This is a genomic window from Streptomyces sp. NPDC057302, from assembly GCF_042667685.1.
Lineage (GTDB): Bacteria > Actinomycetota > Actinomycetes > Streptomycetales > Streptomycetaceae > Streptomyces.
The window spans coordinates 1-12,071 of record NZ_JBHUZJ010000139.1 but is presented as its reverse complement, the minus strand read 5'-3'; the positions used below and the strand labels follow the sequence as shown (position 1 = coordinate 12,071).

Sequence of the window (12,071 nt, the reverse complement as noted above, 5' to 3'; positions counted from 1 at the left end):
TCAAGACCCACCTGCCCGGCCTCCAGGTCCAGGTCGGAGAGATCCCACGCCTCCACCGGCTTCTTCTTCGCCGCCATGATCCCCTTGAAGGAGGGATAACGGGCCTCGCCCGACTGGTCGGTCACCGACACCACCGCCGGCAACGACGCCTCAAGCTGCTCGGAGGCCGCATCCCCATCCCGGCGCCCCTTGACCACACCATCGGCGACGGAGACCTCCGACAGAAGCGTCACCTGCGGGACACCCAGGCGCTCGGCCAGCAGCGCGGGCACCACACCCATCGTGCCGTCGGTCGACGCCATGCCCGAGATCACCAGGTCGTAGCCGGCCTTCTCGATCGCCTTGGCCAGCACCAGCGACGTGCCCAGCGCGTCCGTGCCGTGCAAGTCGTCGTCCTCGACGTGGATCGCCTTGTCCGCACCCATCGACAACGCCTTGCGCAACGCGTCCTTGGCATCCTCCGGACCCACCGTCAACACGGTGATCTCCGCGTCATCGGCCTCGTCCGCGATCTGCAACGCCTGCTCGACCGCGTACTCATCCAGCTCCGACAGCAGGCCATCGACGTCATCCCGGTCGACGGTCAGGTCATCGGCGAAATGCCGGTCGCCGGTGGCGTCAGGCACGTACTTCACGGTGACAACGATCCTCAAGCTCACGCCGACTCTCCTACCTGGTGTGGTTCGTTACGACGACGGTATGGCACTCAGTACCCCCTGTAAAGGTACGTAGTGCCATACAGGCCCTTACGATGCTACGTTCCCCGCATGACAGAGGCGCGCGGAGCAGCGAAGAAGGCCCCCATGCGGGAGGTGCTCGCCAAGGCGGCGTTCCAGCTGTTCATGGAGCGGGGCTTCGAGCAGACCACGGTGGACGACATCGTGGCGCGCGCCGGGGTGGGCCGCCGCTCCTTCTTCCGGTACTTCCCGTCGAAGGAGGACGCGGTCTTCCCCGACCACGAGAGCTGCCTGGCCGACATGACGGCGTTCCTCGAAGCGGCCGACGGCGTCGATCCGGTGGAAGCCGTGTGCGACGCGGCCCGGATCGTGCTGCGCATGTACGCCACGAACCCCGAGTTCTCCGTGCAGCGCTACCGCCTCACCCAGGAGGTCCCCGGTCTGCGGACGTACGAACTCTCCGTGGTGCGCCGCTACGAACGCACCATGGCCGGCTATCTGCGCGGCCGGTACGCCGAGGACGAGGACGGCTCCCTGCGCGCCGAGGTGATCGCCGCCGCCGTGGTCGCCGCGCACAACAACGCCCTGCGTTCCTGGCTGCGTTCGGGCGGTGAAGGGGACGCCGAGACCGCGGTGGACCACGCGCTCGGGCTCGTGCGGGACGGCTGGGGGAGCGCCCCCACCGGCACGGAGGGAACGGCCGCCGATGCCGACGAGGAGGTCGTCGTCATGGTGGTCTCCAAGCGTGCCCCCATGTGGCGCGTGGTGCAGCGCGTCGAGTCGGCCCTCGGCCAGGACTGAGCCCGGACCGGCCGCGGGACCGAGCGAGTAGCACTCAGTACCTTTACCTTCTGGCACTCAGTGCCATATGGTGCGGAGGCGTCGACGCCGAGCGCGGCGCATCCGAGCCGAGTGCAGGTCGAATGCAGGGGGTCGAGTCGTGTCCCAGCAGGAATTGAGCATCGCGCCGACAGGGCACGAGCGAACCGGCATGATCTACCAGCGCTGCCGATGGTGCGGCACCGCGTCCTTCCGGCGCATGCTGTGTCCGGTGTGCGCGTCCAGTGATCTGGTGGCCGAGCACAGCGACGGCGAAGGCGTCGTCGTCCAGTCCAGCGTGGTCAACCGCTACACGGGCACCGCACGCAACGAGTCCCTCGTCCGCTTTCCCGAAGGGTTCGTGTTCCGCTGCCGTGTCGTGGGCGCCTCGCCGCACCTCGTATGGGTCGGCGCGCGTGTGCGGCCCGTGGCCGGGTCCGATCCGGAGACCGGGGAGGCCGTGTTCGAGCTCTGCGAGACGCACACGAGCGACGACTGGTAGAACCGCAGATCAGCTGACGCCCGGCTCGCGCCCTTCCCAGTAGGGACCGCGCAGCTTGTACTTCTGGAGTTTTCCGGTGGCCGTGCGGGCCAGTTCGGCACGGAACTCCACCGAGGTCGGCGCCTTGAACCCGGCGAGATGCTCCTTGCAGTGCCGGATGAGCTCCTCCTCCGTGGCCCGCGCGCCCGCCGCCAGGACGATCAGGGCCTTGACCGTCTCGCCCCACTTCTCGTCCGGCACCCCGATGACCGCGACCTCGGCGACCGCGGGATGGCTGAACAGCACGTCCTCCACCTCGATCGAGGAGACGTTCTCGCCGCCGGTGATGATGACGTCCTTCTTGCGGTCACTGATCGTCAGATACCCGTCGGCGCCGATCGACCCGCCGTCACCCGTGTGGAACCAGCCGCCTTCCAGCGCCTGTGCGCTCTCGTGCGGCTGCTCCCAGTACCCCTCCAGGATCACGTTCGAACGGGCGAGGATCTCGCCCTCGTCCGACGTGCGCAGCGTCACGCCGAGGGCGGGGGTCCCGGCCTGGACCAGCTTCTCCGCGCGCTGCTGGGAGGTGAAACCGTCCCATTCCTCGCGGGTGCGGTTGATGGTGAGCAGGGGAGAGGTCTCGGTGAGGCCGTAGATCTGGATGAACTCCCAGCCCAGCTCCGACTCGACCTGTTCGACCGTCCTGGTGGGCGGCGGAGCCCCCGCGACGATGATGCGCACCCGGTCCCGGCCCGGGATCTCGCCCTCCCACGAACGTGCGGCGGCGAGCACCGCGTTGACTACGGCAGGCGCCGCGCACATCACCGTGACCCCGTGCTCGGCCACCCGGCGCAGGATCTCCGCGCCGTCCACCTTGCGCAGCACGATCTGGCGCGCGCCCATGCCGGACATCGCGAACGGCATGCCCCAGCCGTTCGCGTGGAACATCGGCAGGGTGTGCAGATAGACGTCCCGGTCCGTGACCCCGGCGTGCAGCGCGAACGTCAGGGCGTTGACCCAGATGTTGCGGTGCGTGATCTGAACGCCCTTGGGGCGCGCGGTCGTTCCGCTGGTGAAGTTGATGGTCGCCGTGGCGTTCTCGTCGTGCTGCCAGGGCTCGGGTTCGGTGTCGAACCGGTACAGCTCGCCGTCGGCCCGCGCCCCGAGCGTGAAGCGGTGCTTGCAGGTCACCTCCGAGAGGCGGTCCTCCAGCTCAGGGTCGACGAGCAGCACGCTCGCCCCCGACTGGGCGACGATGTAGCTCACCTCGTCGGGCGAGAGACGGAAGTTGACCGGCACGAGAACGCGGCCGTGGCCGCTGACGCCGAAGAACGACGTCAGCAGCCGCGCGCTGTTGTGCGATACCACCGCCACCCGGGCGCCGTGCGGCACCCCGAGCGCGTCGAGACCGGCGGCCTGTGCCCGCGCCAGCTCACCCACGCGTCGATAGGTGAGTCCCTCCCAGGGTTCGGCCGGCTGATCGGGCTCGTCGACGATGCCGACCCGGTCCCCGTATACGGCCGTGGCGCGGTCCAGAAAATCAAGGGCCCCGAACGGGACGAACATCCTGGCCTCCCGAAGCTCAGTCGATGTACGTCGCCTATCCGACCACGCCCCACGGGAAACCGGACCCCCGGCGTCTTCTTACCCGGCTGCCCGCGGCGCCTCCTGGAGCCGCCGCAGGGACGCCACCAGCTGATCCACCTCCTCGGACGTGTTGTAGAGCGCGAGCGAGGCGCGGGCGGCCGACTCCAGGCCGTAGTGGGCGAGCGCGGGCTGGGCGCAGTGGTGGCCCGCGCGGATGGCGATGCCGTCGCGGTCGAGCCAGTCGGCGACTTCGCCCGGGTCGTGGCCCGCGAGCGTGAACGTGAGGACGGCTATCCGCTCCGGCGCCGAACCGATGACCTCCAGGCCCGGCACCGCGGCCAGCGCCTGTTGCGCGTACGTCATGAGGGTGCTCTCGTACGCGGCGACCGCCTCCCGGTCGAAGGACGTGAACCAGTTCAGCGCCGCAAGGAGGCCGACCACGCCCGCGATGTGGCCCGTGCCCGCTTCCAGGCGATGCGGGACCGGCGCGAATGTGGTCCGCGTGAAGTCGACCGAATCGATCATGTTGCCGCCGCCCTGCCAGGGCCGCATGGCCTGAAGGATCTCCGGCTTGGCGTAGAGCGCGCCGATGCCGGTCGGAGCGAAGAGCTTGTGCCCCGAGAAGGCGTAGAAGTCGGCGTCCAGGTCCCGCACGTCGACCGGGAAGTGCGCGACGGCCTGCGCCCCGTCCACCAGGACCTTGGCGCCGTAGCGATGGGCGAGGGCGGTCATCTCCTTCACCGGCGGGACGGTGCCCAGGACGTTCGACGCGTGGCTGACGGCGACGAGCTGGGTGCGGGACGACAGGAGGTCGGCGTAGGCGCCTTGGTCGATCGCCCCGTCCGCGGTGAGGGGGATCGGGACGACCCGGGCCCGGGTCTCCTCGGCGATCAGCTGCCAGGGGACGATGTCGGAGTGGTGTTCGAGGGCGGCCACCAGGATGTCGTCCCCGGGTCCGAGGTTGTCCCGCCCCCAGCTCTGGGCGACCAGGTTGATCGCCTCGGTCGTGCCGCGTACGAAGACGATGTCGTCCGGCGACCTCGCCCCCAGGAACTCCGCGACCGCCGACCGCCCCGCCTCGAACATCTGGGTCGCCTCGCGCGCCATGGTGTGCGCGCCGCGGTGGATGTTGGAGTTCGCGGCTCCGTAGTAGGCGCCGAGCGCCTCGATGACCTGGCGCGGCTTCTGCGTGGTGGCGCCGTTGTCGAGCCAGACGAGGGGGTGGCCGTTGACGGTGCGGTGCAGGATCGGGATGTCCTGGCGGGCCGACTCGGGTGAGAATCCCGGGGGCTGGAGCTGCGGGAGCGCGCTCGCGCCGGGGGGATCGGCCGGGGGATCGGATGGTGATGCGGGCTTCATCGGCGTCACCGCCGTCACCGCCGTCGTGCCCGGGGCCGCTGCGGGCAGCCCCGGAACGCCGAACCCTCGCGGCGTGACGTTAGGAATAGTCATGGTAGTTCGACACCTCGACGTTCTGGAGGACGGCGATGGCGTCCTCGACCAGGACCGCCGTGTTGAAGTACGCCGTCATCAGGTACGACGTGATGCCCTTCTGGTCGACGCCCATGTTCCGCATGGACAGGCCCGGTTCGACCTCGTCCGCGACGCCCCCGGGACGCAGTCCCACCACGCCCTGCTCGGCCTCGCCCGTCCGCATCAGCAGGATCTCCGTGGTGCCGAGGCCGGCGCCCGTGCCGCCCGAGAACCGCACCTTGTCCGACGGAAGCAGCGGAACACCGCGCCAGGTGAGGAGCGGGCTGCCGAAGCGGGTGTCCGTCACCGGGGGCACGCCCCGCCGCGTACATTCACGGCCGAAGGCGGCGATCGCCCTGGGGTGGGCCAGGAAGAAGCCGGGCTGCTTCCAGACCCGGGTCAGGAGCTCGTCCAGGTCGTCGGGGGTGGGGGCTCCGGTGCGCGCCTGGACCCGCTGGCCGGCGGACACGTTGTGGAACAGGCCGTGCTCCGGGTGGTTCAGGAGCGAGGACTCCTGCCGTTCGCGCAGCGCGGCGATGGTGAGGTTGGACTGCGCGCGGGTCTGGTCGATGGGCCCGTTGTAGAGGTCGGCGACCCGTGTGTGCACGCGGAGCACCGTCTGCGCGAGCGTCATGTGGTACTCGCGCGGCGCGTCCTCGTAGTCCACGAACGTCCCCGGCAGGTCGGGCTCCCCGACGTGCCCCGCGCTCAGATCCACCGGCACCTCGGCGCCGGGCGTCATGGCGCCCCCGTCGCAGTACGCGGTGATCGCACCCCCCAGCGCCTCGTCCCGGTCGGCGAGCCCCGCGAGCGCGCTGCGGTCCGCGCAGAGCGCCACCCCAGGGGTGATCGCCTTGACGCGGTAGGGCATCGCCGCGGTCCGGGTCCACGCGCCGAGGTCGAAGAACTGCCCGTCGCCGATGACTTCGAGCAGCGCGTCCTCGCCGTACCGCCCGGTCACCCGCTTCTCGGCCTTGCCCTGCACGACCACCCACAGCCGGTCGGCGGGGTCGCCCTCCTGGGCGAGTACCTGCCCGGCCTCGAAGGTGACCTCGGTGAAGGCGCCCGCGAGCTCCGCGAGCAGCGCGTCGTCGGCGTCGCGGAGGTAGGGCACCTCGCGTAAGTCACCCGGCACGACACGCTGCGAGCCGCTCTCCTCGTACGTGGTGATGCGGTCGTCGCCGAGCACGAACGTCCGGCGGCGGTTCACCCGGTAGGTGCCCGACTCGACGTCCACCCAGGGCAGGGCGCGCAGCAGATAGCGCGGGGTGATGCCGCGCATCTGCGGAGTGGTCTTGGTGGTCGTCGCCAGTTGCCGTGCGGCATCGGGGCCGAGTGCGAGCCGGTCGTTCACTGGAACCTCCTGGAAGAGCGGTGTCTGCGGGCTGCCGTGACGGCATCCGGCGCCGATCGTCTTCTCGTTGTTCCATGGCCGCAAGTGGTCTTATTTCAGGGATAGTTGAGAAAAGGCCGGAAATGGACGGGCTATGCGGACCCGCACCCGCAGGCGGTCCGCCCCGCGCCCGGGGACCAGCCTTCCAGGCCTCTTACGGGAAGTGCGGCCACATCAGATATCGGGCTCAAATCATCCCAATACCGGAGCCAAGCACCCCTGAAAGGAGCGCTTATGAGTCGGGTAGCGGGGCCAGGAGTCGGGAAGGATGGTTCCGGGCGGGGGACGGTCCCCTCCCGTGTACGAAGGGTGCAGCGATGACAGATTCGGGGCCCGGGTGGCTCACCATCTCGCGGGCGACGCCCGACGACTGGCGGGTCGTCAGCGGATGGGCGGCGGACGAGGGCTGGAACCCGGGCCTGCGGGACGGACCGTCCTTCTTCGCGCAGGACCCCGAGGGATTCTTCATCGGCCGCCTCGCCGGCGAACCGGCGGAGCCCGTCTCCGCGATCTCGGTCGTGAACTACGACGACGTGTACGCCTTCCTCGGCTTCTACCTGGTCCGCCCCGACCTGCGCGGCCACGGCTACGGCCTCGCCACCTGGCGGGCGGCCCTCGCCCACGCGGGGACCCGCACCGTCGGCCTGGACGGCGTGGTCGCCCAGCAGGACAACTACCGCCGCTCGGGCTTCGAGTTCGCCCACCGCACCATCCGGTACACGGGCCCGGTGCCCGGCGGCGCCCCGAGAACCACGCGGATCCTGCCGGTCGAGGCCGCGGGCCTGCGGGCGATCACCGCGTACGACGCCGCGAGCTACCCCGCCGACCGCCCGCGCTTCCTGGAGTCCTGGCTCACCGCTCCCGGGCACCGCGCCCTCGCCCGCATCGTCGGCGGCCAGATCACCGGGTACGGCGTGCTGCGCCCGGCCCGGGACGCCCTGCGCATCGGGCCCCTGTTCGCCGATACGCGCGCGGACGCCGAGGAGCTCTTCGACGCGCTGACGGCGGAGGCGGACGGCGCGCCCGTCGTGATCGACGTCCCCGAGTCCCAGCCGCACGCCGTCGCCCTGGCCGAGTCGCGCGGCATGAAGCCCACGTTCGAGACCGCCCGGATGTACACCGGTCCGGTGCGGGAGCTGGCCCAGGAGCGGATCTTCGGCGTGACCACGCTCGAACTCGGCTGAGGCAGGGGAGGCCGGGCCCGCCGGGACCCGGCCCTCCGCCGCCGCTGTCGTTACGTGATCGTCAGCCTCTTCTTCGCCTCGGCCTCGGAGCTGTCGCCGACGTAGATGTCCACGGCCCCCTCCTCGACACGGAACTCACCGCTCTCCGCGTTCGTCCAGAACCCGAAGTCCTCGGCACCGAGCCGGAAGCGGACGGTCCGCGACTTTCCGGGCTCCAGCGTCACCCGGCGGAATCCGCGCAGCCTGCGCACCGGCTGGGCGATGCTCGCCGCGATGTCGTGGACGTACAGCTGGACGACCTCGTCGCCCGCGCGCCCGCCCGTGTTGCGGACGGAGACCGAGACCTCCACGGTGTCGCCCTTGCGCAGCGCCCCCGCCGACACGCGGTCGCGGCTCAGCTTCGGCCCGCCGATCTCGAAGGACGTGTACGAGAGCCCGTGACCGAAGGCGAACTGCGGGTCCTGGGGCAGGTCGAGGTACTTGGACGTGTACTTGTTGTCCGCGTTGTAGGGGCGGCCCGTCGACTCGTGGTTGTAGTGGACGGGGATCTGGCCGACCGTGCGCGGGAACGACACGGGCAGCTTGCCGCCCGGGTTGACCTTGCCGAACAGCACGTCCGCGATGGCGTTGCCCGCCTCCAGGCCCGGATGCCAGGCCTCCAGGACGGCGGGCGCCGACTTCAGCCAGTCGCCGACGGTCAGCGGGCGGCCGTTGACCAGGACCACCACGAACGGCTTGCCCGTCGCGGCGATCGCCTCGATCAGCTTCTCCTGCCGGCCCGGCAGGCTGATGTCGCTGCGCGCCGCCGCCTCGCCGCTCATCGCCGGGGGCTCACCGACCACCACGACGGTCACGTCGGCGCCCTTGGCCGCGGCCACCGCCGCCGGGATGCCGCCGGTGTCCGTGCCCTCGGCGTCGACGCCCTTCGCGTACGTCACCTTCGCCCCCGGAGCCGCCGCCTTCACCGCCGCGAGGACCTTGCCCGAGGGGAAGTTCTTCGTCGCGCCGGGGAACGTCCAGGTGCCGAGGAGGTCGTCGGAATCGCCGAAGGGGCCCACGACGGCGATCGACCCGGCGGACTTCTTGAGTGGCAGCGCCTTGCCGTCGTTCTTCAGGAGCACCATCGAGCGGGCGGCGGTCTCGCGGGCCGCCTCGCGGGCCCGGTCGGACGGCTTGTCGATGGCGGCGTCCTCGTCGGCGTACGGATGGTCGAAGAGGCCGAGGTCGAACTTCAGGCGCAGGATCCGCGCGACCGCCTCGTCGAGGCGCTGCTCGCTGATCCTGCCGCCGCTCAGCAGCTTCTTGCCGTGCTTGGCCAGGTCCGTGCTCGCCATCTCCATGTCGACGCCCGCGTTCAGCGCGAGGCGGGCCGCGTCGGCGCCGTCCTCGGCGAAGCCGTGCGCGATCAGTTCGTCGACGCCGTTCCAGTCGCTGACGACGAAGCCGTCGAAGCCCCACTCCTCGTACAGGATGTCGGTCAGCGTGTGGGAGTTGCCGTGGGCCGGGACGCCGCTGATGGTGTTGAACGAGGCCATCACCGTGGCCACGCCCGCCTCCAACGCGGCCTTGAACGGCGGCAGATAGTGGTTGCGAAGGCGTGACTCCGACACGTCGACCGTGTTGTAGTCACGGCCGCCCTCGGCCCCGCCGTACGCGACGAAGTGCTTGGCGCAGGCGGCGATGCGGTCCTTGGCTTCGAGGCCCGAACCCTTCTCGCCCTGGTAACCCTCCACCTTGGCCACGGCGAACGCCGTCGTCAGATACGGGTCCTCGCCGCAGCCCTCGGCGATGCGGCCCCAGCGGGGTTCGTGCGTGACGTCCATCATCGGCGAGAACGTCCAGTGCACGCCGTTCGAGCGGGACTCCTTCGCCGACACCTCGGCGTCCCGCCTGGTGACCTCCGGGTCGAAGCTCGACGCCTGGGCGAGGGGGATCGGGAACGTCGTCCACAGGCCATGGATCACGTCGAGGCCGAAGAGCAGGGGGATCCCGAGGCGGGACTCCTCCACGGCCATGCGCTGCAGGGCGTTGCTGCTCTTGGCGCCGAAGATGTTCAGGACCGAGCCGAGCCGTCCGGCGCGGGCCGCGTCCTCGACGTCCTTCGTCTCGCTGCCGCCGGGACCGGTGCTGACGGCCCAGGGGAGCTGCTGGAGCTGACCCAGCTTCTCCTCGACCGTCATACGGGCGAGCAGCTTCCTGATCTTCGGGTCCATGGCGCTCGGCGGGCTCGGGCGCTGCGGCGCGGCCTGGGCGATCCCGGTGCCGGCGGCGGTGAGGCCGCCTCCCGCGACGGCCGTGCCGCCGATCGCGGACAGCAGAGTACGCCTTCGTAGCTCTCGCATGTGTTCGCCTTCTCGCGTCAGGAAGTCGACAACCTCTGTGATGCCCACAAGAGTTGAAGCGAAAGTACGTTCCTGTTACATGCGGGTCAAGGGATGCGGCAGGGACGCGCGGGGCGCTCGTTCAGGCGAATCGCTCCCAGTGCTTGACCTCAAGGAAACTTGAGGTTCTACCTTCATCTCATGAGCATGGAAACGACAGCCTGGACCCAACTGCAGAGCGTCATGCACGCCGAGCAGGACCGCCGCCCCTTCGCCCGCGCCACCTTGCGCCGCATCGGCACCTTCGCCCGGCCGCACAAGCGCCGCATCGTCTACTTCGTGCTCCTCAGCGTCATCACCGCGCTGCTCGCCGTGGCGACCCCCGTCCTCGCGGGCAGCGTCGTGGACACGATCGTCAAGGACGGCGAGTCCTCCCTGGTGGTCCGCTACGCCCTGCTCATCGCCGCCATCGCCCTCGCCGAGGCGGGCTTCGGCCTGGTCGGCCGCTGGCTGTCGGCGAACCTGGGGGAGGGGCTCATCCTCGACCTGCGCACCGCCGTCTTCGACCACGTACAGCGCATGCCCGTCGCCTTCTTCACCCGCACCCGCACCGGCGCTCTCGTCAGCCGCCTGAACAACGACGTGATCGGCGCCCAGCGCGCGTTCAGCAACACGCTCTCCGGCGTGGTGGGCAACGTGGTCACGCTGCTCCTGACGCTGGCCGTGATGCTGACGCTCTCCTGGCAGATCACGCTCCTCGCGCTGGTCCTGCTGCCCGTCTTCATCGTGCCCGCACGCCGCATGGGCTCCAGGATGGCCAAACTCCAGCGCGAGGCCGCACACCACAACGCGGCGATGGGTACGCGCATGACCGAGCGGTTCTCCGCCCCGGGTGCCACGCTCATCAAGCTCTTCGGGCGTCCGGGCGCCGAATCGGAGGAGTTCGCGACGCGGGCCCGCCGGGTGCGTGACATCGGTGTCCGTACGGCCATGGCGCAGTCCACGTTCATCACCGCGCTGACCCTCGTGTCGGCCCTCGCCCTGGCGCTCGTCTACGGCCTCGGCGGCTACTTCGCCCTCGACGGCACCCTGGAGGCGGGCGCCATCGTCTCCCTCGCCCTGCTCCTGACCCGCCTCTACGCACCGCTGACATCCCTGGCCGGAGCACGCGTCGAGGTCATGAGCGCGCTCGTCAGCTTCGAGCGGGTCTTCGAGGTCCTCGACCTGAAGCCCCTGATCGACGAGAAGCCGGACGCACGTGAGGTCCCCTCGGGCCCGGTGACGGTGGAGTTCGACGACGTCTGCTTCGCCTATCCGTCCGCCGACAAGGTCTCCCTGGCCTCCCTCGAAGAGGTCGCCTCCCTCGACACCAGGGGCGGCGACGAGGTCCTGCACGGCCTCTCCTTCCGCGCCGAGCCGGGCCAGACCGTGGCGCTCGTCGGATCCTCCGGCGCCGGCAAGTCGACGATCGCGCAACTGCTTCCCCGCCTGTACGACACCGACAGCGGGGCCGTGCGGATCGGCGGGGTCGACGTCCGGGACCTCTCGGCGGCCTCCATGCGCCAGACGCTCGGCATGGTCACCCAGGACGGCCACCTCTTCCACGAGTCGGTCCGCGCCAACCTGCTGCTCGCCCGCCCCGGGGCCACCGAGGACGACCTGTGGGACGTCCTGCGCAGGGCGCGCCTCGAAGACCTCGTACGCTCCCTGCCCGACGGCCTCGACACCGTGGTCGGCGAGCGCGGCTACCGGCTCTCCGGCGGCGAGCGCCAGCGCATGACCATCGCCCGGCTGCTCCTCGCCCAGCAGCGGGTCGTCATCCTCGACGAGGCCACGGCGCACCTGGACAACACCTCGGAGGCGGCGGTGCAGGAGGCCCTCGCCGAGGCCCTGGAAGGCCGCACCGCGATCGTCATCGCCCACCGGCTCTCGACCGTGCGGTCCGCCGACCAGATCCTCGTCGTCGAGGCCGGGCGGATCGTGGAGCGCGGCACGCACGAGGAACTGCTCGCGGTGGAGGGCCGCTACGCGGAGCTGTACCGCACGCAGTTCGCGCACAAGCCCGTGCAGGTGGCGGCATAGGGACCGCACCGCACCGCACGCACCACGCGCCGGGCCGGCTGGAGAACTCCAGCC

General features: G+C 70.5%; 9 protein-coding genes. 4 read left to right on the top strand and 5 right to left on the bottom strand.

The features are described 5' to 3' along the window. On the bottom strand, positions 1-659 hold a 659-nt coding region (locus ACFUPX_RS43000), incomplete at its 3' end, for an electron transfer flavoprotein subunit beta/FixA family protein (protein WP_383326815.1). A 108-nt stretch (positions 660-767) separates the two neighbouring features. Between ACFUPX_RS43000 and ACFUPX_RS42995 the strand changes: the two genes are divergently transcribed. Both ACFUPX_RS42995 and ACFUPX_RS42990 read left to right on the top strand, forming a co-directional pair. Beyond that, positions 768-1,478: a TetR family transcriptional regulator gene (locus ACFUPX_RS42995; RefSeq protein WP_383335004.1), complete on the top strand. Its 711-nt coding sequence runs from the start codon at positions 768-770 to the stop codon at positions 1,476-1,478. A 190-nt stretch (positions 1,479-1,668) separates the two neighbouring features. Next, entirely contained in the window at positions 1,669-1,998 is a 330-nt protein-coding gene (locus tag ACFUPX_RS42990) for a Zn-ribbon domain-containing OB-fold protein (protein ID WP_383335006.1), read from the top strand. A 9-nt stretch (positions 1,999-2,007) separates the two neighbouring features. Here the strand turns inward: ACFUPX_RS42990 and ACFUPX_RS42985 are convergent, their stop codons facing one another. The 3 genes from ACFUPX_RS42985 to ACFUPX_RS42975 all read right to left on the bottom strand — a co-directional run bounded on the left by ACFUPX_RS42985 (position 2,008) and on the right by ACFUPX_RS42975 (position 6,391). After that, on the bottom strand, positions 2,008-3,543 hold the full coding sequence (locus ACFUPX_RS42985) for an AMP-binding protein (protein WP_383335002.1): 1,536 nt from the start codon (positions 3,541-3,543) through the stop codon (positions 2,008-2,010). A gap of 78 nt (positions 3,544-3,621) precedes the next feature. Then, entirely contained in the window at positions 3,622-5,016 is a 1,395-nt protein-coding gene (locus ACFUPX_RS42980; protein ID WP_383335000.1) for a SufS family cysteine desulfurase, read from the bottom strand. Then, positions 5,003-6,391: a family 2B encapsulin nanocompartment shell protein gene (locus tag ACFUPX_RS42975; RefSeq protein ID WP_383334998.1), complete on the bottom strand. Its 1,389-nt coding sequence runs from the start codon at positions 6,389-6,391 to the stop codon at positions 5,003-5,005. The genes ACFUPX_RS42980 and ACFUPX_RS42975 overlap by 14 nt, the downstream gene beginning before the upstream one ends. Before the next feature lie 356 nt (positions 6,392-6,747). Between ACFUPX_RS42975 and ACFUPX_RS42970 the strand changes: the two genes are divergently transcribed. After that, entirely contained in the window at positions 6,748-7,614 is an 867-nt protein-coding gene (locus ACFUPX_RS42970; protein WP_383334996.1) for a GNAT family N-acetyltransferase, read from the top strand. A gap of 50 nt (positions 7,615-7,664) precedes the next feature. Here ACFUPX_RS42970 and ACFUPX_RS42965 read toward each other — a convergent pair whose 3' ends face one another. After that, positions 7,665-9,956, bottom strand: coding sequence for a glycoside hydrolase family 3 N-terminal domain-containing protein (locus tag ACFUPX_RS42965; protein ID WP_383334994.1), 2,292 nt, complete (start codon positions 9,954-9,956; stop codon positions 7,665-7,667). A 180-nt stretch (positions 9,957-10,136) separates the two neighbouring features. Here ACFUPX_RS42965 and ACFUPX_RS42960 point away from each other — a divergent pair, with 180 nt between their 5' ends. Further along, positions 10,137-12,017: an ABC transporter ATP-binding protein gene (locus ACFUPX_RS42960; protein ID WP_383334992.1), complete on the top strand. Its 1,881-nt coding sequence runs from the start codon at positions 10,137-10,139 to the stop codon at positions 12,015-12,017. Positions 12,018-12,071 lie beyond the last annotated feature (54 nt).